This window comes from Pseudomonas sp. GM17 (assembly GCF_000282175.2).
Classification (GTDB): Bacteria; Pseudomonadota; Gammaproteobacteria; order Pseudomonadales; family Pseudomonadaceae; genus Aquipseudomonas; species Aquipseudomonas chlororaphis.
In genome coordinates, this window is sequence record NZ_CP124732.1 from 71445 (window position 1) to 96289 (window position 24845).

At 62.7% G+C, this 24845-nt stretch carries 23 protein-coding genes; 8 read left to right on the forward strand and 15 right to left on the reverse strand.

The genetic code is table 11. The features are described 5' to 3' along the window. Positions 1-42: 42 nt before the first annotated feature. From pqqF to PMI20_RS00345, 7 genes are all read left to right on the forward strand, one after another. A complete protein-coding gene (pqqF, locus tag PMI20_RS00315) occupies positions 43-2505 on the forward strand; it encodes a pyrroloquinoline quinone biosynthesis protein PqqF (RefSeq protein ID WP_007926095.1) in 2463 nt (820 codons plus the stop codon). Between the two features lie 156 nt (positions 2506-2661). Beyond that, complete coding sequence (pqqA, locus tag PMI20_RS00320) at positions 2662-2736, forward strand: pyrroloquinoline quinone precursor peptide PqqA (RefSeq protein ID WP_009045898.1); 75 nt, start codon at positions 2662-2664, stop codon at positions 2734-2736. A 71-nt stretch (positions 2737-2807) separates the two neighbouring features. Further along, on the forward strand, positions 2808-3719 hold the full coding sequence (pqqB, locus tag PMI20_RS00325) for a pyrroloquinoline quinone biosynthesis protein PqqB (protein ID WP_007926093.1): 912 nt from the start codon (positions 2808-2810) through the stop codon (positions 3717-3719). A gap of 122 nt (positions 3720-3841) precedes the next feature. Then, complete coding sequence (gene pqqC, locus PMI20_RS00330) at positions 3842-4594, forward strand: pyrroloquinoline-quinone synthase PqqC (RefSeq protein WP_007926092.1); 753 nt, start codon at positions 3842-3844, stop codon at positions 4592-4594. Next, positions 4591-4866 (forward strand): pyrroloquinoline quinone biosynthesis peptide chaperone PqqD, encoded by a 276-nt coding sequence (pqqD, locus tag PMI20_RS00335; RefSeq protein WP_007926090.1) that lies wholly within the window; start codon positions 4591-4593, stop codon positions 4864-4866. The genes pqqC and pqqD overlap by 4 nt, the downstream gene beginning before the upstream one ends. Continuing rightward, positions 4838-6010: a pyrroloquinoline quinone biosynthesis protein PqqE gene (gene pqqE, locus PMI20_RS00340; RefSeq protein WP_007926087.1), complete on the forward strand. Its 1173-nt coding sequence runs from the start codon at positions 4838-4840 to the stop codon at positions 6008-6010. The genes pqqD and pqqE overlap by 29 nt, the downstream gene beginning before the upstream one ends. After that, entirely contained in the window at positions 5976-7817 is a 1842-nt protein-coding gene (locus tag PMI20_RS00345) for a S9 family peptidase (RefSeq protein WP_007926084.1), read from the forward strand. Before pqqE ends, PMI20_RS00345 begins: the two co-directional genes overlap by 35 nt. Before the next feature lie 50 nt (positions 7818-7867). Here PMI20_RS00345 and PMI20_RS00350 read toward each other — a convergent pair whose 3' ends face one another. The 5 genes from PMI20_RS00350 to PMI20_RS00370 all read right to left on the reverse strand — a co-directional run bounded on the left by PMI20_RS00350 (position 7868) and on the right by PMI20_RS00370 (position 11083). Further along, the gene (locus PMI20_RS00350; protein WP_003228885.1) at positions 7868-8026 is read right to left on the reverse strand and encodes a YqaE/Pmp3 family membrane protein; all 159 of its coding nucleotides are present in this window, start codon (positions 8024-8026) and stop codon (positions 7868-7870) included. 132 nt (positions 8027-8158) lie between these two features. Continuing rightward, positions 8159-8479, reverse strand: a complete 321-nt coding sequence (locus PMI20_RS00355) for a helix-turn-helix domain-containing protein (RefSeq protein WP_007926083.1) — start codon at positions 8477-8479, stop codon at positions 8159-8161. After that, positions 8457-8828, reverse strand: coding sequence for a type II toxin-antitoxin system RelE/ParE family toxin (locus tag PMI20_RS00360; protein ID WP_007926081.1), 372 nt, complete (start codon positions 8826-8828; stop codon positions 8457-8459). The genes PMI20_RS00355 and PMI20_RS00360 overlap by 23 nt, the downstream gene beginning before the upstream one ends. Positions 8829-9104: 276 nt before the next feature. After that, positions 9105-10388 carry an aspartate aminotransferase family protein gene (locus PMI20_RS00365; RefSeq protein ID WP_007926079.1) on the reverse strand — a complete coding sequence of 428 codons (1284 nt, stop codon included), beginning with the start codon at positions 10386-10388 and terminating at the stop codon, positions 9105-9107. After that, a complete protein-coding gene (locus tag PMI20_RS00370; RefSeq protein WP_007926077.1) occupies positions 10385-11083 on the reverse strand; it encodes an MOSC domain-containing protein in 699 nt (232 codons plus the stop codon). The genes PMI20_RS00365 and PMI20_RS00370 overlap by 4 nt, the downstream gene beginning before the upstream one ends. A gap of 102 nt (positions 11084-11185) precedes the next feature. On the opposite strand from PMI20_RS00370, the gene PMI20_RS00375 reads away from it, so the two are divergent. Continuing rightward, entirely contained in the window at positions 11186-12115 is a 930-nt protein-coding gene (locus PMI20_RS00375) for a LysR family transcriptional regulator (RefSeq protein ID WP_007926075.1), read from the forward strand. Between the two features lie 237 nt (positions 12116-12352). Here PMI20_RS00375 and PMI20_RS00380 read toward each other — a convergent pair whose 3' ends face one another. The 10 genes from PMI20_RS00380 to bioB all read right to left on the reverse strand — a co-directional run bounded on the left by PMI20_RS00380 (position 12353) and on the right by bioB (position 24817). After that, entirely contained in the window at positions 12353-14131 is a 1779-nt protein-coding gene (locus PMI20_RS00380) for an acyl-CoA dehydrogenase C-terminal domain-containing protein (protein WP_007926073.1), read from the reverse strand. Between the two features lie 201 nt (positions 14132-14332). Then, a complete protein-coding gene (locus tag PMI20_RS00385) occupies positions 14333-16129 on the reverse strand; it encodes an acyl-CoA dehydrogenase C-terminal domain-containing protein (protein WP_007926071.1) in 1797 nt (598 codons plus the stop codon). A 90-nt stretch (positions 16130-16219) separates the two neighbouring features. Continuing rightward, a complete protein-coding gene (locus tag PMI20_RS00390; protein ID WP_007926070.1) occupies positions 16220-17512 on the reverse strand; it encodes a GGDEF domain-containing protein in 1293 nt (430 codons plus the stop codon). A 218-nt stretch (positions 17513-17730) separates the two neighbouring features. Beyond that, on the reverse strand, positions 17731-19536 hold the full coding sequence (locus tag PMI20_RS00395) for a phenylacyl-CoA dehydrogenase (RefSeq protein WP_007926069.1): 1806 nt from the start codon (positions 19534-19536) through the stop codon (positions 17731-17733). A gap of 301 nt (positions 19537-19837) precedes the next feature. Beyond that, a complete protein-coding gene (locus PMI20_RS00400) occupies positions 19838-20134 on the reverse strand; it encodes a hypothetical protein (RefSeq protein ID WP_007926068.1) in 297 nt (98 codons plus the stop codon). Positions 20135-20241: 107 nt separating this feature from the next. Beyond that, positions 20242-20922 (reverse strand): dethiobiotin synthase, encoded by a 681-nt coding sequence (gene bioD, locus PMI20_RS00405; protein ID WP_007926067.1) that lies wholly within the window; start codon positions 20920-20922, stop codon positions 20242-20244. Continuing rightward, positions 20919-21731: a malonyl-ACP O-methyltransferase BioC gene (gene bioC, locus PMI20_RS00410; RefSeq protein WP_007926066.1), complete on the reverse strand. Its 813-nt coding sequence runs from the start codon at positions 21729-21731 to the stop codon at positions 20919-20921. Before bioC ends, bioD begins: the two co-directional genes overlap by 4 nt. Further along, positions 21724-22455, reverse strand: a complete 732-nt coding sequence (locus tag PMI20_RS00415) for an alpha/beta fold hydrolase (RefSeq protein ID WP_007926065.1) — start codon at positions 22453-22455, stop codon at positions 21724-21726. Before PMI20_RS00415 ends, bioC begins: the two co-directional genes overlap by 8 nt. Next, complete coding sequence (gene bioF, locus PMI20_RS00420) at positions 22448-23626, reverse strand: 8-amino-7-oxononanoate synthase (RefSeq protein WP_007926064.1); 1179 nt, start codon at positions 23624-23626, stop codon at positions 22448-22450. Before bioF ends, PMI20_RS00415 begins: the two co-directional genes overlap by 8 nt. A 135-nt stretch (positions 23627-23761) precedes the next feature. Then, complete coding sequence (gene bioB, locus PMI20_RS00425) at positions 23762-24817, reverse strand: biotin synthase BioB (protein WP_007926062.1); 1056 nt, start codon at positions 24815-24817, stop codon at positions 23762-23764. Positions 24818-24845: the final 28 nt, after the last annotated feature.

The window sequence follows — 24845 nt, forward strand, 5'->3', positions numbered from 1 at the left end:
GTTATCCGCTAGCATGGGCGCTTCACTGTTCTGGAAGTGCTCATGCCCGCGCTGAACCACCCTCTGCCTCATCGGGAAACCCTGGCCAACGGCCTGCGGGTTTCACTGCACCACGTCCCTCGATTGAAACGCTGCGCGGCGACCCTGCGGGTCTCGGCCGGCAGTCACGACGTACCGCTGGCCTGGCCCGGGCTGGCGCACTTTCTCGAACACCTGCTGTTTCTCGGCACCGAGCGTTTTCCCGCACAACAGGGCCTGATGGCCTATGTGCAACGCCACGGCGGCCAGGTGAACGCCAGCACCGGCGAACGCCACACCGACTTTTTCTTCGAACTGCCCCTCGCGGATTTCGTCGGCGGGCTGGAGCGCCTGGCCGACATGCTCACCCACCCGCGCATGAGCCAGGAAGACCAGTTGCGCGAGCGCGAGGTGCTGCACGCGGAGTTCATCGCCTGGTCGCGGGATGCCGCGACGCAACGGCAATTGGCCTTGCTCGACGGCCTGTCCGCGGAGCATCCCCTGCGGGCGTTCCACGCCGGCAATCGCTACAGCCTCAACGTACCGCGCCCGGCGTTTCAACAGGCGTTGCAGGCCTTCTATCAGGCTCACTACCACAGCGGGCAAATGTCCCTGAGCCTGGCCGGGCCCCAATCCCTGGAAGAGCTGAAAGCCCTAGCCCAGGGTTTTGGCGCCGTCCTCGCCGTCGGTAAAGCGCAACCGCAAGCAGCCCCGGTGCCCTTGCTGACATCTGCACCGCAGCATTATCAGCAGCTCGACGGGCGCCACCTGAACCTGCTGTTCGCCTGCGAGCAACTGCCCACGGCCGCCCGTGAAGCGCTGGATTTTCTCTGCACCTGGCTGGCCTGCGGCAAATCCGGCGGGCTGCTGGCCATGCTCAAGGAGCGCAAGCTGGTCGAAGGGTTGAAGGCCGCGCCGCTGTATCAGTTTGCCGGCCAGGCGCTGCTGCATATCCAGTTCGACTTGACCGAGCAAGGCGCCCAACAGCCGGAGCTGGTGAGTGAGTTGCTCTTCGATTGGCTGGCGTTTTTCAGCAGCCAGGACGATTGGCCGGCATTGCGTGATGAATATGCCCTGCTGCAACAGCGCCAACGCCAGGTCGCCAGCGCACTGGCGTTGGCAAGACTGAATAACGAGCAGTTGGAACCGCAGCTGTCCGACCGCGGCGCCACGGTCCTCAAGGCCCTGCTGTCGCAACTTCAAGCCCCGTCGGCAGCCAGCGGCATCGGCTGGCAACTGCCTGCGCCCAATCCGTTCCTGCGCAGCTCGGCGCCAACCGCCCGGGCCGGCCTGATTCGCGGGCAAACCAGCGCCCACCGCGGCTTGCGCACCTTCGCCCAGGACCGCTTGCGGCAGCGTCGCGAATCCTCGGCGGTGACCTTCAGCCAAGCCATCGCCGACGACGCTGGCGAGGCGGCCCTGTACTTGCGCTGGCGTCTGCAAAGCGTGTTGCCGCAGGAACTGCGCAGCCGCTTGCAAAACCACCTGCGCAACCTGCGGGACGACGGACTTCAGGCGGGCGTCGAGCTGTCCCTCGGTGTCTCGGGTAACCAGTGTTTGCTGACGCTGAAGGGTCTTCCCGAACCGATTCCGGCCATGCTCCAGCAGGCTCTGCTGGAACTGAGCGAACCCGGCGCGGCATTCTGGCAGATGCCCCCGGCGACTCCCACGCCGCTGTTGCCGATCCGCCAATTGCTCCAGGAACTGCCCGAGCGCTGCCTGGACATACCCGCCTACGAGGAACCGCATCCACTGGATGAACAAGGCTGGCAAACGCTGTGGGAAGGCGCCCACTGGGATGGCCTGGCCATCGGCCTGGCCCATGCCCAAAGCGCAATCGGCGCAGCATTGAGCAAAGCCCCAGGCACCGCCGACAGCCAGCTTTCTGCGCCACCCTCGATAACCGCGCAGCAGCACTGGCATGAGCTCGCAACCGGCTCCGGCGAGCAGGCCCTGCTGCTGTTTTGCCCGGCAGCGGACACCACCCTTCAGCAGGAAGCCAGCTGGCGGCTGCTGGGGCAGCTTGGCCAGATGCCGTTCTATCAGCGCCTGCGGGTCGAGTTGCAACTGGGCTATGCGGTGTTCAGCGGTGTGCGACAGATCAATGGCCAGACCGGCCTGCTGTTCGGCGTGCAGTCGCCCAGTGCCCCACTGAACGAGATCCTCGAGCATATCCGGGCGTTCCTGGCGCAGTTGCCCGAGTTGATCGCGGCACTGGATGACGCCTCCCTGGACGACTTGAAAGCTAACCTGGCCGCCCAGTTCGATGCCCGTGCATTGCCCGTGGCACAACTGGCCGAGCTGCTCTGGCAGGGCCGACTGGCCGGCCATCCGTCGGATTACCTGGAGCAATTGCAACAGGAAATCATGGCGGCGCCCCGGCCACAGCTGTTGCTCGCGGCCGAACAGTTGCAGCAGGCGCAAGGCGGCTGGCGCTGCCTGGCCAGCGGTGCCTGCCCGGGCGAACCCTGGCAAGCGGGAAAATGATCGTTACCCTGGCTGCAACGAGCTTTCTTCAACAATTGCGGTCATTCCCCGAAGGGAATTTAGTAAGATAGCCCCCTAAGCATCTGAACATCTCCGGTTGGAGGTGGACTATATGTATAGATCTCAACCGTCCCACCCACCTGAAGGAGCACCTCTATGTCCTGGTCCAAACCGGCTTACACCGACCTGCGTATCGGCTTTGAAGTCACCATGTACTTCGCCAGCCGTTGATTGCTCGTGCAGTGCAACGCCTCGGCTCGCCGGGGCGTTTTTATTTTCAGCCTTAACCTGATGGAGCGGCCATGTTTGTCCAGATTCTAGGTTCCGCCGCCGGTGGCGGTTTTCCGCAGTGGAACTGCAACTGCGCGAACTGCGCGGGCTTTCGCGACGGCAGCCTGCGGGCAAAGGCTCGCACCCAATCGTCGATCGCCATTTCCGATGACGGCGTGAACTGGGTCCTGTGCAACGCCTCGCCGGACATCCGCGCCCAGCTCCAGGGCTTCGCCCCGATGCAACCGGGCCGCGCCCTGCGCGACACCGGGATCAGCGCAATCATCCTGATGGACAGCCAGATCGACCACACCACCGGCCTGCTCAGCCTGCGCGAAGGCTGCCCGCATCAGGTCTGGTGCACCGACATGGTCCATGAAGACCTCAGCAGCGGTTTCCCGCTGTTCACCATGCTCACCCACTGGAACGGTGGGCTGGACTGGAACCGCATCGAACTCGACCGGAGCTTCACCATCCCGGCCTGCCCGAACCTGCGCTTCAGCCCGCTGCCGCTGCGCAGCGCCGCGCCGCCCTATTCGCCCCATCGCTTCGATCCGCACCCGGGCGATAACATCGGCCTGATCGTCGAAGACCTGCGCACCGGCGGCAAGCTGTTCTACGCCCCGGGGCTGGGCAAGGTCGACGCGGCGCTGCTGGAAATCATGAGCGGCAGCGACTGCCTGCTGGTGGATGGCACCCTGTGGGAAGACAACGAGATGCAGCGTCGCGGCGTCGGCACCCGGACCGGGCGGGAAATGGGCCACCTGGCGCAGAACGGCCCCGGCGGCATGCTGGAAGTGCTGGAACAGTTGCCAGAGCAGCGCAAGATTCTTATCCACATCAACAACACCAACCCGATCCTCGACGAGGATTCCGCCGAACGCGCGGAGCTGGCGCGGCGTAACGTTGAAGTGGCTTACGACGGCATGAGTATCGAGCTGTAACCACAGGAGCTATCGCGGGCGAGCCTCGCTCCTACGGACAGCGCTACCTGTAGGAGCGAGGCTTGCCCGCGATGAGGCCCGATGAGGCAACACTATCCACGGTTGTTCCCCGGAGAACCGCAATGACTGACACAGCAATGTCCCCCGCCGAATTCGAGCAAGCCCTGCGGGCCAAGGGCGCCTATTACCACATCCACCACCCATATCATGTGGCGATGTACCAGGGCCGGGCGACCCGCGAGCAGATCCAGGGCTGGGTCGCCAACCGCTTCTACTACCAGGTGAACATCCCGCTCAAGGACGCGGCGATTCTCGCCAACTGCCCGGATCGGGAAATTCGTCGCGAGTGGATTCAGCGCCTGCTGGACCACGACGGCGCCCCCGGCGAAGACGGTGGCATCGAGGCCTGGTTGCGCCTGGGGCAAGCGGTCGGTCTCGACCCGGACCAGCTGCGCTCGCAAGAGCTGGTGCTGCCGGGCGTGCGTTTCGCCGTCGACGCCTACGTCAACTTCGCCCGCCGCGCCAGCTGGCAGGAGGCCGCCAGCAGCTCGCTGACCGAGCTGTTCGCACCGCAGATCCACCAGTCGCGTCTCGACAGCTGGCCCCAGCATTACCCGTGGATCGACCCGGCCGGCTATGAATACTTCCGCACCCGCCTGGGCCAGGCGCGGCGCGATGTCGAGCACGGGCTGGCAATCACTCTGCAGCACTACACTACCCGCGCCGGCCAGGAGCGCATGCTGGAAATTCTCCAGTTCAAACTGGACATCCTTTGGAGCATGCTCGACGCCATGAGCATGGCCTATGAACTCAATCGTCCGCCGTATCACAGCGTCACCACAGAACGGGTCTGGCATAAAGGAATCACCCTATGAGCTTCGATCGCAGCAAGACCCCGACCTGGCGTCCCGGCTACCGCTTCCAGTACGAACCGGCGCAGAAGGGCCATGTACTGCTCTACCCTGAAGGCATGATCAAGCTCAACGAGAGCGCCGCGCTGATCGGCGGGTTGATCGACGGCGAACGGGATGTCGCGGCGATCATCCAGACGCTGCAAGTCCAGTTCCCCGACGTGCCCGAACTCGGTGACGACATCGAGCAATTCATGGAGGTCGCCCGTGCACAGCACTGGATCGAACTTGGCTGATTCGCCAGCGCCGATACCGCCCAAGCCGGAAGTCGGCCTGCCGCTGTGGCTGCTGGCCGAGCTGACCTACCGCTGCCCGCTGCAATGCCCGTACTGCTCCAACCCGCTGGATTTCGCCGAGCAGGGCAAGGAGCTGAGCACCGAGCAGTGGCTCAAGGTATTTCGCGAAGCCCGGGAGATGGGCGCCGCGCAGCTGGGCTTTTCCGGTGGCGAACCGCTGGTGCGCCAGGACCTTGCCGAGCTGATCGGCGAGGCGCGCAAGCTGGGTTTCTACACCAACCTGATCACCTCCGGCATCGGCCTGACCGAGCAGAAGATCAGCGACTTCAAGAAGGCCGGGCTCGACCATATCCAGATCAGTTTCCAGGCCAGCGACGAGCAGGTGAACAACCTGTTGGCCGGCTCGAAGAAAGCCTTCGCCCAGAAGCTGGAAATGGCCCGGGCGGTGAAAGCCCACGGCTACCCGATGGTGCTGAACTTCGTCACCCATCGGCACAACATCGATCGAATCGACCGCATCATCGAACTGTGCATCGCCCTGGAAGCCGACTTCGTCGAGCTCGCCACCTGCCAGTTCTACGGCTGGGCCCAGCTCAACCGCGTCGGCCTGCTGCCGACCAAGGAACAACTGGTACGCGCCGAACGCATCACCAACGAATACCGCGCCAGGCTGGAAGCCGAAGGGCATCCGTGCAAACTGATTTTCGTCACCCCGGACTACTACGAGGAACGCCCGAAAGCCTGTATGAACGGCTGGGGCAGCATCTTCCTCACGGTCACGCCGGACGGCACCGCCCTGCCCTGCCACGGCGCCCGGCAACTGCCCGTGCAATTCCCCAATGTGTGCGACCACAGCATGCAGCACATCTGGTATGACTCCTTCGGCTTCAACCGCTTCCGTGGTTATGACTGGATGCCCGAGCCCTGCCGCTCCTGCGATGAAAAGGAAAAGGACTTCGGTGGCTGCCGCTGCCAGGCCTTCATGCTCACGGGCGATGCCAGCAATGCCGACCCGGTGTGCAGCAAGTCGCCCCATCACGGCGTGATCCTCAAGGCCCGCGAAGAAGCCGAGCACGCCACTCAGACCATCGAACAACTGGCCTTCCGTAATGAACGAAACTCGCGCCTCATCGCCAAGGGCTGAATCCTTCAGCGCCGCCCAAGCCGTCGCCGCCGGCATCGATTTCGCCGAGCTGCGGCTCGGCGCCAACGGCCTGTTCTGGAACGAATACCGCCCCGAAGATGCCGCTTGCCGGATCTGGCACTGGCGCGACAACCAGGCCCGCTGCCTGACGCCACAAGGCTTCAGCGTGCGCAGCCGGGTCTATGAATACGGCGGCGGCGCCTTTTGCCTGAGCGATGACGGGCTGGTGTTCGTCAACGAGGCGGATCAGCAGCTCTACCGACAGTCGCTGCAAGGCGAAGCACCGGTAGCCCTGACCTGCGGCGAGTGTCGTTATGGCGACCTGCAGTTCGCCGCCGGCCAGGTGCTGGCAGTGGAAGAGCACAACAACCGGCATTGCCTGGTGACCATCGACTCCGGTAGCGGAAAACGCCAGCTGCTGGCCGAAGGGGCGGACTTCTACGCGGCTCCCACCTTGAGCCCGGACGGCCAGCGCCTGGCATGGATCGAATGGGATCGACCGCATCAGCCCTGGACCTCGACCCGCCTGATGGTCGCCGAGCGCCTGGCCAACGGCCGCTGGGATGACCCTCGGTGCCTGGCTGGTGACCGCGCGGAAGAGTCGCTGCAACAGCCGCGCTTCGATGACAGCGGCCGCCTGTATTGCCTGACCGACCGCGCCGGCTTCTGGCAACCCTGGGGTGAAACCCCTAACGGCCTGCAGGCGCTGCCCTGCGCCGCCGCCGATCACGCCCCGGCACCCTGGCAATTGGGCTGCTGCACCTGGCTGCCGCTGGGCGGCGACAGCTGGCTGGGTACCTGGACGCAAGCCGGTTTTGGCCGTTTGGGGCTGCGCCTGGCCGAGGGTGAGCAACAGGACTTCAGCGGCGACTACAGCCGCTTCCGCAACCTGGCGCTGGATGAACGGTTTATCTACTGCATCGCGGCGTCACCTGTGAGTCCGTCCGCGGTGATCGCCATTGACCGCCAATCGCAGCAGGTCAAGGTCCTGGCTGGCGGCGTGGCGCCCCTGCTGCCCGAGCAGATCAGCCGTCCGCAAACCCTGCGTTACCCCAGCGGCCAGGGCGAGGCCCACGGCTTTTTCTACCCGGCCATGAGCGATGACGACCGGCCGCCGCTGGTGGTGTTCATCCACGGCGGCCCGACCTCGGCCTGTTATCCGATACTCGACCCGCGTATCCAGTACTGGGCGCAACGGGGGTTCGCCGTGGCCGACCTGAACTATCGCGGCAGCACCGGCTATGGCCGCGAGTACCGGCAAGCCCTGCACCTGAGCTGGGGCGAAGTGGATGTGGAGGACGCCTGTGCGGTGGTCGCGTATCTGGCCCGACAAGGCCTGATCGATGGCGGCCGGGCGTTCATCCGCGGTGGCAGCGCCGGCGGCTACACCACCCTTTGCGCCCTGGCCTTCGCCGATGTGTTCCGTGCCGGCGCCAGCCTGTATGGCGTCAGTGACCCCGTGGCCCTGGCGCGAGATACCCACAAGTTCGAAGGCGACTACCTCGACTGGCTGATCGGCGACCCCGAACAGGATGCCGAACGCTATAAGGCCCGCACCCCGCTGTTGCATGCCAGCAATATCCGCGTGCCGGTGGTTTTCTTCCAGGGTGAACTCGATGCCGTGGTAGTGCCCCAGCAGACCCGGGACATGCTCAAGGCGTTACAAGACAACGGCATTGCGGCCGAAGCGCACTATTACCCGGACGAGCGCCACGGTTTTCGCAAGGCCGCCAATCAGGCTCACGCCCTGGAACAGGAATGGCTGTTTTATCGGCAGGTAATGGAACAGACGGACGCACCGGAATAATCGGCGTCCAAGGGGAACCAGCCCGCTCCTCTGCGGAGCGGGCGCCAGGCTCAGCGCTTGGCGATGATGTACACCGCATGCACGATCCCCGGGATGTAACCGCATAGGGTCAGCAGGATATTCAGCCAGAACGCACCGCCAAACCCCACTTGCAGGAACACGCCCAATGGCGGCAACAGAATGGCGATGATGATGCGGATAAAGTCCATGGGGCAGCTTCTGATAGCAATCGACTCGTACGAGCCTCACCGCTAATCGACCCATGGCGTTCGGCAGGGTTCAATTGATTCTGGCCAAGGGCCAGTTTTTATCCCCAGGCCGGGCGGTGTTTCAGTGCCGGCTCACGCCAGTATTTCAAGGCCGTGCTTCTGCACGATGCTCAGCAGTTTCAACGCCATGCCGCTCGGGTGCTTCTCGCCAGACTCCCACTGCTTCACCGTGGACGCGCTGGTGTTCAGGTAACGGGCAAAGACCGGCTGGCTGACGTTACTACGCTCGCGCAGCAGCTTGATCTGCTCCGCAGGAATATTCGCCGGTACTGGCGCGATACACGCCTCATCGAACTGGCGCATGGTGGTTTTGCCGATGGCGCCGATGGCGTGCAGGGCACTGGCCGACTCATGTATCGATTCAAGGGCTTCAGTCTTGAACGGCTTGCTCATGTCTGATCTCCACAAACGCTTTCATCTCGAGTAGCTGCTGGACCTGCCAGCCATCCAGTCCTTCGTAGGCCTTGGCCAACGCGCGGAATGCCTGCAGTTCCTGGTGGCTGATATTGCTCTGGTCCTGCTTGGCGAACAGGAACTGGAACACCCAGTAACGCCGGCCCCTGGCCAGGACGATCGAACGATGGCGGTTGGCGTTCAGGCGTTTTTTCCAGACCCCGCCACCCAAGTCATCAGCCTGGCCTTTGTATAACTCACTGAATGCGGCCAGCAACTGGTCGTCATGGATCAAGGCTTTTTTAGCCGCAACAGCAAAACCTTTGGTTTTGAACAACCTGATTGTCATGGCTTCCCTTCCCAAAAACATACCACCCAGTGGTATATGTATTCAACCCAAGCTGCCCGGTGGTCTTGCGCCCCAGCAGCCCCACCGTCCTGGTGGATGAGCCTAAGGAACCTTGCCTGGATGATGGCCTTCAAGGCCTGATGGCGGTTTTGCAAAAGCCCGAGACAAAAAAACGCCCCGTGCGAAAGATCGGACACGGGGCGATGCGTTATACCGCGAGACGGTTCGGGAATTTCTGTCAGTGCAAGATCGGGTGTGGCGGGACCAAGCCAGGCCTCAAACCACCAGCCCCTTGCGGCATTGCAGCTGCGCGGTGCGTACTCGCGAAAAGGCCCGCGCCAGGCGCAGCAGCATTTCGTCGATGTTGGCCTTGCTCACCGTCAACGCCGGGGTAAAGCGCAGGCAGTCCGGTTGGGTTGCGGCCAGCAACAGACCTTCGTAACGGGCCGCCTTGACCACGGCCTCGGCCGAGTCGTCGGCCAGGCTCAGCCCCCAGAACAATCCCTGCCCACGCAGTTCTCCCTGGGCATAACGATTCGCCAGGCGGGCCAGCCCTTCGCGCAAGTACTGACCGTTGTCCCGCACATGCTCGAGAAAGCTGTTGTCCAGTACGCTATCGAGCACCGTCAGGCCCGCGGCGGTCAACAGCGCATTACCGTGATGGGTGCCGTTCAGCTCACCCACCTCGAAGCAACAGGCCTTGCCACGCGCCAGCAAGGCCGCCAAGGGCACGCCACCACCGAGGCCTTTGCCCAGGGCCACGATGTCGGCGCGCACGCCATAGAGTTGTTCGGCCAGCAAGGTGCCGCAGCGGCCGATGCCGGTTTGCACTTCATCCAGGATCAGCAGGATGCCCAGCTCGCGGCACAGGCGTTCGACCCCCTTGAGGTAATGCTCGGTCGCCGGAATCACCCCGGCCTCGCCCTGGATCGGCTCGAGCATGATCGCCACGGTCTGCGCATCCACCGCGGCATGCAAGGCTGGCAGGTCATTGAAGGGAACATGACTGAAACCCGACAGCTGTGGCTCGAAGCGATTGGCGATATGGGTGCTTGCCGACGCCGACATTGCCGCGAAGCTGCGACCATGACAGCTGCCGCTGGCAGTGATGATCTTCGCGGCCCCACCGCGGTGCAGCTGGCCCCATTTGCGGGCCAGCTTGATCGCCGCTTCGCAGGCTTCGCTGCCACTGCTCAGCAGATAGGCCTGGTCGCTGCCGGTGCTGCGGCACAAGCGCTCGCTGAGGTTGAGCATGCCGCGGTTGTAAAAGCCCGAGCCGGGGTTGATCAGTGACTGGGCTTGGGCCGTCAGCGCCTTGACCAGCGCTGACGGGCTATGGCCAAGGCTGTTGGCGGCGTTGCCCTGGACGAAGTCGAGGTAGGCGCGGTCATCGCTGTCCCACAGCCATGAGCCCTGGCCACGTACAAACACTGGATGGGGTCGCTGCACGCTGGGCATCAGGCACTCACTGGAAAGGTTGTCGCTCATCGGCGACAGGCAGGGCTCGGCCGCCAGATCATCAAGGCTCGGCTGAGGGCGGCGCAGGCTGAACAGGTTCATGCGCTCAACCCCTGCAGCGGCAGGCCCAGCAGGCGCGCGGACCAATCCTCGATCAGGCCGGTGCGCATGCGCTTGATCGCGATGTCGCGCCAACGCGACGCCAGTGCCGGGCAGTCCACCAGTTTCTTCAAGCCCGCATGCTCCAGAGGTTCTCGATAAAAACAACGCAGAGCCCAGGCCACGGTCAACCCCGGGTAACTGCGCTGGATCAGCTCGAAGGGCTGATCGGCACTGACGAAACCGGGTTTGAGCACCCGGTAGAACCAGCCGCAGCGACCATTGTTTTGCGCCTGTTGCGGCAGGTCGGGGATGCCCCAGCGGTGGCTCAGGCGATAACAGGGCGAACGCGGCTGGCTGACCTGCAGCAGCGCGCCGCCCCAGCGGAACATATCGCCGAGGCAGACCTGTTCCTCGGTCAGGCCGTGGGTAGACAGGTTTTCGCCAAAGGCCGGGGCACACCAGTCGATCTGTGGATAACGCTTGCGCCAGTAGCTGTAGTGTTCGGCGGGGTAATGGTGCAGCGCCCGCTCCGGGCCGGTATGAAAGCGCGGGTCGCCGTGTTCGTCGCTGCCCAGGCCCTGCGGCCATAACCAGAGTCGGTTTGCAACCGGACGTTTGTCCGTATCACTGATCAAACCCTGTCCGAGGTTTTTTGCCTTGCCTATGTAAACACCATCCACGTAAACGGTATTCATCTCGCCTTCTGGCCCTGTAAGCCCTGTGAATAGGGGTTAGACTAGGCTTCTGCAGCATATCGGGCCATTTCGATTTTCCAGCTTTTTCGATAAGTAAAACTTATGGATTTTAAACAACTGCGTTATTTCGTCGCGGTGTATGAAGAAGGTCACGTGGGACGAGCCGCCGAGCGCCTGTCGATCTCCCAACCCGCGCTCTCGCAACAGATCCGTCAGCTGGAACAGAACCTCGATGTCAGCCTGTTCGAGCGCAGCAGCAAGCGCCTGTTGCCGACCCTGGCGGCCCATACCCTGTACAACCATGCCCTGCCCTTGCTCGACGGCATGCAACGGGCTCGTGAAGCCCTGGGCAACTTCAAGGGCCAGGCCCTGCGCACGCTGGCGATCGGCGTACTGCAAACTGTGCACAGCAGCCTGGTGCCGCAAATGCTTGAGCGGGTGCGCAAGGCCCAGCCGCATCTGGTGGTGCAGATCTACGAACTGACCGGCCTGGAAATCGAACGGCGCCTGCTCAATGGCTCATTGGATATCGGCATCAGTTATCTGCCGCCGCGCCAGCCAGGGTTGCATGGCGTGCAGCTCTACGAAGACGAGTTGACCCTGGTGATTCCTGCCGAACATCCCCTGCGCGAATTCAAGAAGGTCTCCATGAGCCAGGCCGCGGAGCTACCCATGCTGTTGCTGGGCGAGGAGTTCCAGATACGCCAGATCTGGCAGGCGCAACTGGCCAACCTCGGACGCCGGCCGCAGGTACAGGCGGAACTGAACAATATGGCGGGGATTCTCGACAGCTTGCCCAACACCCGCCTGGCGACGGTCTTGCCGGGGCGCTCGCGGCAGACCCACAGCCATACGGACCTGTTATGGAAACCGCTGAGCGAACCGAGGGTGCCGTTGAAAGTGGGGCTGGTATGTCGTGATGTGCAGCGTCAGCAGGCAACCCTGGAATTGCTGCGAACCTTGCTGGAAGAAGAGATGAGCGGTCCAGATGGACGGATGACAGGCCCGGTGACGCTGGAAGGGCTGGGTTGAAGCAGCGCAGATAAAAAACGCGGGCAAAAGAAAACCCCGCCGAAGCGGGGCTTTGCAGACTGTTTCCCTGACATCCTTTTCACTCCACCATCCTGGCGGAATCCTACGTGTCCGTGTTATTGCTTTGCGCTTCCTGCGCGACGTCCATGTGAAGTAGATTAGCTCTGGATCCAATCTGCCGATATGGGTGATTAGCAGCACGTCATGTAAGAGAATGCTTACATGACGTGGCCGTGCTCAGAACTGCGCCGCATCCAGCAGGAACAGCGATTCGCTACCCGCCTTCACCGATGCGCTCAGCGAGTGGATACGCGGCAGCAGACGGGCGAAGTAGAAGCGCGCGGTACCCAGCTTGCTGGCGTAGAAATCGTCTTGCGACTCCTTGCCCTGGGCCGCTTTTGCCATCAACGCCCACATGTAGGCGTACGCCGTGTATCCGAATGCTTGCAGGTATTCGACCGAGGCCGCGCCGATTTCGTTCGGATTGGTCTTGGCCCGGTCCAGCAGCCAGGCCGTCAGTTCGTCCAGGTTATCCAGTGCGTCGTTCAACGGCTTGGTGAACTCGGCCAGATCGGCGCTGGCGGTCGCGGTGAAATGGCGAATCTCGTCAGCGAACAGCTTGTAGAACGCCCCGCCGCTGCCGACGATCTTGCGCCCGACCAGGTCCAGCGCCTGGATGCCATTGGTGCCTTCATAAATCTGCGTAATGCGCACATCGCGCACCAGCTGCTCCTGGCCCCATTCACGGATGTAGCCGTGGCCGCCGAAAACCTGCTGGCCGTGAATCGTGGTTTCCAACCCCAGGTCGGTGAGGAAGGCCTTGGCCACCGGCGTCAGCAGGGCCACCAGATCTTCCGCGCGCTTACGCACCAGCGCATCTTCGCTGAACTTCGCGGTATCCAGTTGCATCGCCACATAGGTGGAGAACGCGCGGCCGCCTTCGTTCGCGGCTTTCATGGTCAACAGCATGCGACGCACATCCGGGTGCACGATGATCGGGTCAGCGACCTTGTCCTTGGCTTGCGGGCCGGTCGGCGAACGGCTTTGCAGGCGATCGCGGGCGTACTCCACGGCGTTCTGATAGGAACGCTCGCCCGAGGCCAGGCCTTGGATACCGACGCCCAGACGCTCGTAGTTCATCATGGTGAACATTGCCGCCAGGCCCTTGTTCGGCTCACCAACGATGTAACCGACGGCTTCGTCGAAGTTCATCACACAGGTGGCCGAGGCCTGGATGCCCATCTTGTGTTCGATCGAACCGCAGTTGGCCGGGTTGCGCGCGCCCAGACTACCGTCGGCGTTGACCAGGAACTTCGGTACCAGGAACAACGAAATGCCCTTCGGTCCCGCCGGTGCGTCCGGTAGCTTGGCCAGCACCAGGTGGATGATGTTCTCGGTCAGGTCGTGCTCACCGCCGGTAATGAAGATCTTGGTGCCGCTGACCTTGTAGGAGCCGTCGGCCTGCGGCTCGGCCTTGGTGCGAATGATGCCCAGGTCGGTACCGGCATGCGGCTCGGTGAGGCACATGGAGCCGGCCCAGACGCCTGCATACATGTTCGGCAGGTAGGCCGCCTTCAATTCTTCGCTGGCGTGGGCATTGATCGACAGGCAGGCGCCCGCGGTCAGCATCGGGTACAGACCAAACGACAGGCTGGCCGAGTTGACCATTTCCTCGACCTGGGCCGATACCGCCTTGGGCATGCCCATGCCGCCGTAGGCTGGATCGCCGCCGACGCCGACCCAGCCGCCTTCGGCGTAAGTCTGATAGGCCTGTGGAAAACCTGCTGGCGTAGTCACCGCGCCGTCGCTCCAGTGACAGCCCTCTTCATCGGCGCCGCGGCTCAGCGGGGCGATACTTTTGCCGGTGACTTTGCCGGCTTCCTCAAGAATCGCTTCGACGGTTTCAGCGTCGACGGTGTCGGCCAGAGCAGGCAGTTCGGCCCAGAGTTTGGCGACCTCGAAAACTTCATTGAGGACGAAGCGCATATCGCGCAGGGGCGCTTTGTAGTCAGCCATGGCAAACCTCGCAAGATCTAAACAAGTGGACCCGAACGGCCCCAGTTACGAAAGCTCGAGTGTACCCGAACAACTTTTGCGACACATAGGGTCAACTCATGACTTTAATGTAATTTTTAGTCATCAAAGATCGCGAGCAAACTCACTCCTGCAAATATCTGCAGGAGCAGGCTTGCCCGCAATGGACGATTACATGAAAACCTAGAGCGCAAACAGCTCCGCCGGCAACGTCATCAGGCAGTCACTGCCCGCCTCGATCGCCGCCAGATGGGCTGCGGTACGCGGCAGCAAGCGCTTGAAGTAGAACTCGCAGGTCGCCAGCTTGGCCTGGCAATAATCGGCATCCTCTTCACCGGCGTCGATCCGGGCCTGGGCCACCAGCGCCATGCGCAGCCACAGGTAGGCGAGGATGATGTAACCGCTGTACATCAGGTAATCCAGCGCCGCGGCGCCGACTTCGTCGGGGTTCTTCATCGCCGCCATCCCGACCTTGGTGGTCAGCACGCCCCACTGCCGGTTGAGCCCGTCGAGTTGCGTCACATAACCCTTGAGTTGTGGATGCTCGGCATTGGCCGCGCAGAATTTGTGGACGATCTTGGTGAAACCCGTCAGCAACTTGCCCTGGCTGCCAAGCACCTTGCGCCCCAGCAGGTCCAGGGCCTGGATGCCGTTGGTGCCTTCATAGATCGGGGCGATGCGGCAGTCGCGCACCAGTTGCTCCATGCCCCATTCGCGAATGAAGCCATGCCCGCCAAACACCTGCATGCCGTGGTTGGTCACCTCCAGCCCGGTTTCAGTCATGAAGGCCTTGCAGATCGGCGTCAGGAAAGCCAACAGGTTCTCGGCATCCTGGCGCTGGGTCTCGTCGGCGGCCAGGTGCGCCACATCCAGCAACTGCGCAGTGAAATAGGCCAGGGCGCGATTACCTTCGTTGAAGGCCTTCATGGTCAGCAGCATGCGCCGCACATCGGGGTGGACAATGATCGGGTCGGCGGCTTTGTCCGGCGCCTTCGGCCCGGTCAGGGAGCGCATCTGCAGACGGTCGTTGGCGTACTTGATTGCGCCCTGGAAGCTTGCCTCGCCCAGGCACAGGCCCTGCATCCCGGTACCGAGGCGCGCGTGGTTCATCATGGTGAACATGCAATTCAGGCCCTTGTTGGCCTCACCGATCAGGAATCCCTTGGCGCCATCGAAGTTGAGCACGCAGGTGGCCGAAGCCTTGATGCCCATCTTGTGTTCGATGGAGCCGCAGCTCACACCATTGCGCTCACCCGCCTCGCCATCGGCGTTGGGCAAAAACTTGGGCACGATAAACAGCGAAATGCCCTTGGTACCGGCCGGCGCATCCGGCAGCTTGGCCAGCACCAGGTGGATGATGTTTTCACTCATGTCGTGCTCGCCGGCCGAGATGAAAATCTTGCTGCCGGAGACCGCATAGCTGCCGTCGGCCTGGGGCACGGCGCGGGTCCTGATGATGCCCAGGTCGGTGCCGCAATGGGCTTCGGTCAGGCACATGGTGCCGGTCCATTGGCCGGCGGTGAGCTTGCTCAGGTAGGTCAGCTTCTGCTCTTCGCTGCCATGGGCGTGAATCGCCGACATGGCGCCGTGGGTCAGGCCCGGGTACATGCCCCAGGAAGTGTTGCTGGAGCCAACCATTTCGCTGATCACCAGCCCCAGCGAATGCGGCAGGCCCTGGCCTCCGTAGTTCGGGTCCGCCGCCAGGCCGTGCCAGCCGCCTTCTACATACTGGGCGAAAGCCTGCTTGAAGCCTTTTGGCGTAGTAACCACGCCATTGTCGAAATGGCAGCCCTCTTCATCGCCCGGGCGGTTCAACGGCGCCAGCACGTTTTCACAGAATTTCGCCCCTTCTTCTAGGATCGCGGCCACCATGTCCGGGCTGGCATCGATGGCCCCCAGGGCGGCATAGCTGGTGTGAAAGTCGAAGACGTGATCGATCAAAAAGCGCATGTCGCGCAGGGGAGCTTTGTACTCGGGCATGGTCGTTTCTCCGGCAGCAGATCAATCCAACCTACTGCCGCTAATCCGACCTGCCAATCACAGTCCAGACGCTGAATGCGCCGCTATCACTCAACCCGCAGCGGTGTCCATGCGCACCGCGCCACGGCGGTTCTGACCGAAGGCCATGACGCAGTTACGCCCCGCGCCCTTGGCGCTGTACAGCGCCTGGTCGGCAGACTTGAGCACCTCCTCGGGCGAGCGGTGCTCCATCTGCCGCTCGGCGACGCCGATACTGACGGTCACCGATACGCTGGACGCCGCGGCCACCCCCCGGCGCTGACGTCCTTGCTGGTCGTCCTGGGGCCGGTTCTCCTGATTGCGCAACTGGATGTTGTAGTTGGCGATGGTCTCGCGAATGACCTCCAGGTGCGGCATGCATTCCTCAAGGGTCTTGCCGGCGAACACCACCGCAAACTCCTCACCGCCATAACGGTAGGCTCGACCGCCGCCACTGACTTTCGACAGTTTGCTGGCCACCAGGCGCAGCACCTGGTCGCCCACATCGTGGCCGTGGGTGTCGTTGAATTTCTTGAAGTGATCGACGTCACTCATCGCCAGCACATAGTTGCGCCCCAGGCGCTGCATGCGCTCGTTCAAGGCGCGGCGCCCCGGCAAGCCGGTCAGCTCGTCGCGGAAAGCCATCTGGTACGCCTCATGGGCAACGGCCGCGGCGATCATCAGCATCACCTGGCTGCACATGATGTTCAGGGTGAACGGCAGGATGAAGGTCTTGGGCAGCATCCAGAACAGCCCCAGCAGCCCCACCAACTGCGCCGCATGCAGCGGGCGTGGATTGCGCCAGTACTGGATCGCCAGCAACAGGAAGGCGGCGATAAACACCGGGTACGACAACTGGATCAGGCTCATCCAGGCGCCGTGCAGGGCCGGCCAACGGATTTCCGCCAGCCAGGCCAGCAGCGCCTGGGGATAACTCTGCTCCAGGCCCAGCGCCACGCTGCCAAAGGCGAGCAATACGGCAAACCGCGCCACCATGTCCTGGAACAGGTGGGTACGCTCCTGCCAGGCCGCAAACAGGCCAAACAGCAGCGGCAGCAGCAAGCAGACCAAGTGGAACACCACGGCCGCATCCTCGCGGACCTTGCCGTTGTCGCGGTAATAGTCGGTCTGGGTATCGAGAAGGAAATAGGCGATGTACACCGTGACCATCAGGAACAGTTCACGCTGGCGCCGGTACACCGCGCAATAAGCGCCGCCGAGCAGCAGCACCAGGGTCGGCAAGACGTTGAACAGCGAGGTGAAGAAAACGTTGAGATCCTTGACGTAGGCAGCCGCGAGCCCCGCAAGCAAGAGTAACAATGACGGTAGAAAATGGCTGAAACGTACAGCAGAAGAACGCGGCAAGGTAAAGCTCCGACGCGGTTAAACAGTAGATGGCACTATGCCTTCACCTGGCATGGTTAAACAGCACAAATGTGATGCATGTCACATTGCCACTTCTGTAACGGCAGGGATCGGCTTCTTCTTAACGTTTTAGTCGGATTATTTTCAGGTTCATCCCGCGCACAAAAAAGCCGCTTCTCCCGAAGGAGAAGCGGCCTCTGAAGAGATGCCGGTAGGGCTTAGTAAGCCAGGCCGAAATCTTCCTCTTTCATGTCCATCAGGTTGTTGGCGCCCGACAGCATGGCCGCCACGTGAGTGCGGGTACGCGGCAGGATGCGCTGGAAGTAGAAGCGCGCGGTCTGCAGCTTGGCGGTGTAGAACGCCTCTTCGGTGGTGCCGGCAGCCAGCTTCTCGGCAGCCAGGCGTGCCATGTCGGCCCAGAAGTAAGCCAGGCAGGCATAACCGGAATACATCAGGTAATCCACGGACGCAGCACCGACTTCTTCACGGTCTTTCATGGCCGCCATACCGACCTTCATGGTCAGCTCACCCCATTCCTTGTTCAGTGCAGCCAGCGGTGCGACGAACTCTTTGACCGACTCGTTGCCTTCGTTGCTCTGGCAGAACTTGTGGACGATCTTGGTGAAACCTTTCAGAGCCTCGCCTTGAGTCATCAGCACTTTACGGCCCAGCAAGTCCAGCGCCTGGATGCCGGTGGTGCCTTCGTACAGCATGGAAATGCGGCTGTCGCGAACGTTCTGCTCCATGCCCCACTCGGCGATGAAACCGTGGCCACCGTAGATCTGCACGCCGTGGTTGGCGGATTCGAAACCGACTTCGGTCATGAAGGCCTTGGCGATCGGAGTCATGAAGGCCAGCAGTGCGTCGGCTTTCTTCTTCTCCTCTTCGTCCACGCCGTACTTGACGATGTCGACCTGCTTGGCAGTGAAGTAGACCATGGCCCGGTTGCCTTCGGCGAAAGCCTTCATGGTCAACAGCATGCGACGTACGTCAGGGTGCACGATGATCGGGTCGGCGGCCTTGTCCGGCGCTTTCGGGCCAGTCAGGGAACGCATTTGCAGACGATCGCGAGCGTATTTCAGGCCGCCCTGGAAACCGATCTCGGCGTGGGCCAGGCCTTGCAGCGCGGTGCCCAGGCGAGCGGTGTTCATGAAGGTGAACATGCAGTTCAGGCCTTTGTTCGCCGGGCCAATCAGGAAACCGGTGGCCGCGTCGAAGTTCATCACGCAGGTGGCGTTACCGTGGATACCCATCTTGTGTTCCAGGGAACCGCAGCTCACGGCGTTGCGCTGGCCGACAGTGCCATCGGCGTTCGGCAGGAACTTCGGCACGATGAACAGCGAGATGCCTTTGGTGCCAGCCGGTGCATCCGGCAGGCGGGCCAGAACGATATGGACGATGTTGTCGGCCATGTCGTGTTCACCGGCCGAGATGAAGATCTTGGTGCCGGTAACTTTGTAGGAACCGTCGGCCTGAGGTTCGGCCTTGGTGCGCAGCATGCCCAGGTCGGTGCCGCAGTGCGGTTCGGTCAGGCACATGGTGCCGGTCCACTCGCCGGATACCAGCTTGGTCAGGTAAGCCTCTTGCTGCTCAGGCGTGCCGTGTTCGGAAATGGTGTTCATCGCGCCATGGGACAGGCCTGGGTACATGCCCCACGACCAGTTGGCTTCGCCGACCATTTCGCTGACAGCCAGGCCCAGGGACTCCGGCAGGCCTTGACCGCCATGCTCGACATCATGAGCCAGGCTTGGCCAGCCGCCTTCGACGAATTGCTTGTAGGCCTCTTTGAAGCCAGTCGGGGTCTTAACGCCGGACTCGCTCCAGGTGCAGCCTTCCAGGTCACCCACACGGTTCAGAGGGGCCAGTACCTGCTCACAAAACTTCGCACCTTCCTCGAGGATGGCGTCAACCATGTCTGGAGTAGCGTCCTGGCAAGCCGGCAGGCTCTGATAGTGCGCTTCATAGCCGAGCAGCTCGTCACGAACGAAGCGAATATCACGCAAGGGGGCCTTGTAGTCAGGCATAGCGATAAACCTCTGCTGATGTAACCGGGAATGAACGACCGCGTTGATTTATTGTGGCGGTCAAACAGTTGTTTGAAACATACGTTTACGCCCAAACCTTGTCAAGCGCCACGCAAACACCGTTCGTCATCGATCCTCTGCAGGCCTTGCACGCAAAGGCCCACAGCGAATGCCGTGAAATATTCGGAAGCTGAATAGAGTGTAGGAGCTGGCAGGCCAGCAAGACGGAAGATGGGTTTTGCAGGGCGTTCTTGCGCGGGTCACCCTGCCCGCAAAAATGGGCAGGGCTACCGAAGGAGGGTCAAGCGTAGGTGTCGATCAGCGTACCGAGCACTTCATCGGCGGCCTTGGCGACTTTCACACCCAGCTCCGCCTGAACCTTGCCCATGGCCATCTCGACCATGTTGCTGGCCAGGTCCGATTGCTGGCTGCGATCGACAGATCGCAGGCGCTCGACTTGTACCTCAGAGGATTGGCTGGCGACAGAACGTTCGATGGTCGTATTGGCGATCTGGCTGGCCGCCTGATCGACACGATTCTGCCCGGTCTGCACGGTACTCAGGCCGGCGTAGAAAGCGGTATTCCCGGAAATTTCCATGGGAGAATTCGACCCTGCAAGGAATGAACAGCGGCTATTGAACCAGACGCGTCAGAAAAAGACCCGTCAAAAACACTAATGGCACAGTGCCTCACCATAGGCAAAATCTAGTCAAGCAGGTCCAGTTGCAGATACTCGGCCACCGCTTCGGCGCTGACCGCCTTCAATCTCGGGACCCGCCCCAGACAAGGTGCGGGCAGGCGCTCCGCCAGCGTGGCGAGGTTCTCCTCGAGCCGCGAAGTCTTCGGCTCGATGATATTGGCCACCCAGCCGGCCAGCTGCAATCCGTCCTGTGCAATCGCCTCGGCCGTCAGCAGGGCATGGTTGATACAGCCCAGGCGCACGCCCACCACCAGGATCACCGGCAGGCCCAGGGCCATGGCCAGGTCGGACAGGTTGTCCTGATCGGCCAGCGGCACACGCCAGCCACCGGCCCCTTCGATCAGGGTGAAATCCGCGCCCTTGGCCAGCACCTGACGCATGGGCGCCAGCAAGGCCTGAACAGTCAACGCCACGCCAGCCTCGCGGGCCGCCAGATGGGGAGCGATGGCTGGCTCGAAAGCCAGCGGATTGACCTCGTCATAGGTCAGCGGCAATGAACATTCAGCCAACAGGGCCAAGGCATCGGCGTTACGCAACCCCGCGGGGGTCAGCTCGCAGCCCGAAGCCACAGGTTTCCCGGCCGCGGTGTTCAATCCCGAGAGCCGCGCGGCATGCAGCAAGCCGGCGGCGACGGTGGTCTTGCCAACATCGGTGTCTGTTCCGGTAACGAAATAGGCTTGGCTCATAGCGGCTTCTCCAATACGGCGTAGACCACCTGGTAGGTCGCGGGCAATCCCTGCGCTTGACGGAACTGTTCGTAGGCGTCGATCAGGCCCTTGATCCGCGCCCGCCCTGTCAGCCCGCCGGGCCGTCCAGGGTTGAGGTTGTGCGCCCCCAGGGCCTTCAACTCATGGGTCAGACTGCGCACATCCGGGTAGTGCAGCACATGAGGACGGGTCTCCAGGCTCAGCACCTGCAAGCCGCTCGCCGCACACAGCTGTTGATATGTACTGAACTCACGAAAGCGATTGACATGCACCATGCCGTCGACCTGACGCCAACTGTCGCGCAATTCGTACAGCGTACCGACGCACAGGCTGGCAAAGGCCAGCACGCCGCCCGGCTTCAGCACCCGATGCGCCTCGCTGAGAACCGAACGGAAATCCGCGCACCACTGCACCGCCAGGCTGGAGAAAATCAGTTCGCAACTCTGCCCCTGCAACGGCAAACGCTCGGCATCGCCGGCAATGAAATACCGCGCCCCGCCCAACGGCCGGGCGTGCTCGAGCATGCCTTCGGCGATGTCCAGCGCCAGCCCTTCGCTGGCCTGGAAACGCTCGCCCAACAGGCGGCTGAAATTACCCGTGCCACAGCCCATGTCCAGCCACCGGCCGGGCTCGCGGTCTTGCGGCAGGCGGCCCAGCAACTCGTTACCGACGTCGCGCTGCAGTTGCGCCACGCTGTCGTAACTGGACGCCGCGCGAGAAAAGGAAGCCGCCACCTGGCGCTTGTCGGGCAAGCTGCCGGGGGGCTTGGGAAGGGACAGATCAGTCATCACCGGACTCATGCAAAAAAGCCTGGATCGCCCCCGCCACACCGTGGGGATCCTCCAGAAGAAACGCGTGGCTGGCCTGCTCAATCAGGCCAACTTCGACATCGGGCAACAACGCCAGCAGTTCGCCCGCGGCTTCGGCCGGCACCAGGCCATCAAGCCCGGCGAACAGATGCAACTGCGGTCCACGAAACGCCTGCAAGGCATGGCGGGTATCCAGCTGCGCCAGCAACTCCAGGCCAGCCATCAACACAGCACCCGAAGTATGCGGCGCGCCGCCCGACAGCAGGCGCGACAGGCCGCGCGGATCTTCGGCGCCCTGGGCACACAACAGGCTGAAACGCTTGAGGGTGGTGCGTGGGTCGGCGTTACAGCCGGCCAGAAACCCGTCGAAGGTCTCCCCCGGCATTGCGCTTGCCCACTCGGCATGCGCCACGAAACTGGGGTTGCTGGCCAACGTCAGCAGACCGCAGCAGCGTTCACCACGACACGCCGCCAGCTCGGAAGCCAGCATGCCGCCCAGTGACCAGCCACCGAGCCAGGCGTTGTCCGGCACGCTGGCGTCCAGTTCGTCGAGCCACTCATTCAGGTCGCTGGACTCCAGCTCCGGCAATGGCTCGATCTCGACCCGCAGGTGTTCGTCCAGCCCCTGCAGAGCCGCCGCCAAGGGTTCGAGCGGCGATACACCGAGACCCCAACCGGGCAGCAGAATCAGTCGATCACGCATGGCTTGGCTCCGGTCCCGGTTCGCTAAAACAATCCGCCAGTGCATTCAACAATAGCTGGACCTGAGCCTCACTATGGGCGGCGGACAGGGTCACCCGCAAGCGGGCGCTCCCCGTGGGCACGGTAGGCGGACGAATCGCGGTGACCATCAGGCCGCGCTCGCGCAGCATCTGCGACAGGCGAATCGCCCGCGCGCTGTCGCCGATCAGGATCGGCTGGATCGGCGTAAAGCTGTCCATCAGGGTCAGCCCGATCTGCTCGGCGCCCTGGCGGAACTGGCGGATCAGGGTATTCAGGTGTTCACGCCGCCAGTGCTCGCTGCGCAACAGCTCCAGGCTTTTCAGGGTGGCGCAGGCCAGGGCCGGCGGCTGGCTGGTGGTATAGATGTAGGGACGGGCGAACTGGATCAGGCTTTCGATCAGTTCCTCGCTGCCCGCGACAAAGGCGCCAGCGGTGCCGAACGCCTTGCCGAGGGTGCCCACCAAGACCGGCACCTCTTCCTGGCTCAAGCCGAAGTGCTCGACGATCCCTGCGCCGTTGGCCCCCAGCGGCCCGAAACCATGGGCGTCGTCGACCATCAGCCAGGCGCCCTTGGCCCGGGTTTCGCGAGCCAGCGCCGGCAGGTCGGCCAGGTCGCCGTCCATGCTGAACACACCATCGGTGACCACCAGGGTATTGCCGGTGGCTTTCTCCAGGCGCTTGGCCAGGCTCTCGGCATCGTTGTGCAGGTAACGGTTGAAGCGCGCACCGGACAGCAGGCCGGCATCCAGCAATGACGCGTGGTTGAGGCGGTCTTCCAGCACCGTGTCGCCCTGCCCCACCAGCGCGGTGACCGCGCCGAGATTGGCCATGTAACCGGTGGTGAACAGCAATGCCCGCGGGCGGCCGGTGAACTCGGCCAGGGCTTCTTCCAACTGATGGTGGGGCGTGCTGTGGCCGATCACCAGGTGCGAAGCGCCACCGCCCACGCCCCAGCGGGACGCGCCAGCACGCCAGGCTTCGATCACTTGCGGGTGATTGGCCAGGCCCAGGTAATCGTTGTTGCAGAACGCCAGCAACGGCTGGCCGTCGACCACTACTTGTGGCCCTTGCGGGCTTTCCAGCAGTGGGCGCTGACGATAGAGATTTTCGGCACGACGGGCAGCGAGACGCGCGCGGAGATCGAAAGACATGCAGGCCTCGCAGGCAAGAAAAGGAACATCATCCTTGTAGGAGGGGGGCTTGCCCGCGATCCAGACACCTCTGTGTCCCTGGGCTCACGCGGTGAACCATTCGCGGGCAAGCCTCGCTCCTACAGAGGCAGCAGATCAGACGGCGGCGTTGTAGAACTGCTCGCTGCTCTTCTGCTCCACCAGCGCCTGCTCGATGGCGGCCTGGTGCACCTCGTCGGCATGCTCTTCGCGGGCTTCCGGCTGGATGCCCAGGCGCGCGAACAGTTGCATGTCCTTGTCGGCCTGCGGGTTGGCGGTGGTCAGCAGTTTCTCGCCGTAGAAAATCGAGTTGGCACCGGCGAAGAACGCCAGGGCCTGCATCTGCTCGTTCATCGCTTCGCGGCCGGCGGACAGGCGCACATGGGATTTCGGCATCAGGATACGAGCCACGGCAAGCATGCGGATGAAGTCGAACGGGTCGACGTCCTCGGAGTTTTCCAGCGGCGTGCCGGCCACTTTCACCAGCATGTTGATCGGCACCGACTCCGGGTGCTCCGGCAGGTTGGCCAACTGGATCAGCAGGCCGGCGCGGTCATCGAGGGACTCGCCCATGCCGAGGATGCCGCCGGAGCAGATCTTCATCCCGGCATCGCGCACGTAGGCCAGGGTTTGCAGGCGTTCACTGTAGGTGCGGGTGGTGATGATGCTGCCGTAGAACTCCGGCGAGGTATCGAGGTTGTGGTTGTAGTAGTCCAGGCCGGCCTTGGCCAGCGCTTCGGTCTGGTCCTGGTCCAGGCGACCGAGGGTCATGCAGGTTTCCAGGCCCATGGCCTTCACGCCCTTGACCATTTCCAGCACGTACGGCATGTCTTTGGCCGACGGGTGTTTCCAGGCCGCACCCATGCAGAAACGGGTCGAACCTATGGCCTTGGCGCGCGCGGCCTCTTCGAGGACCTTCTGCACTTCCATCAGTTTTTCTTTTTCCAGGCCGGTGTTGTAGTGACCGGACTGCGGACAATATTTGCAATCTTCCGGGCAAGCGCCGGTCTTGATCGATAACAGGGTGGAAACCTGGACGCGGTTGGCGTCGAAATGCGCGCGGTGCACCGTCTGCGCCTGGAACAGCAAGTCATTGAACGGCTGGACGAAGAGGGCTTTGACTTCAGCCAAAGTCCAGTCATGACGCAGATTGGCGGTGGTGCTGGCGCTCATGGGCGATTCCTTGATTATGCTTGGCAAG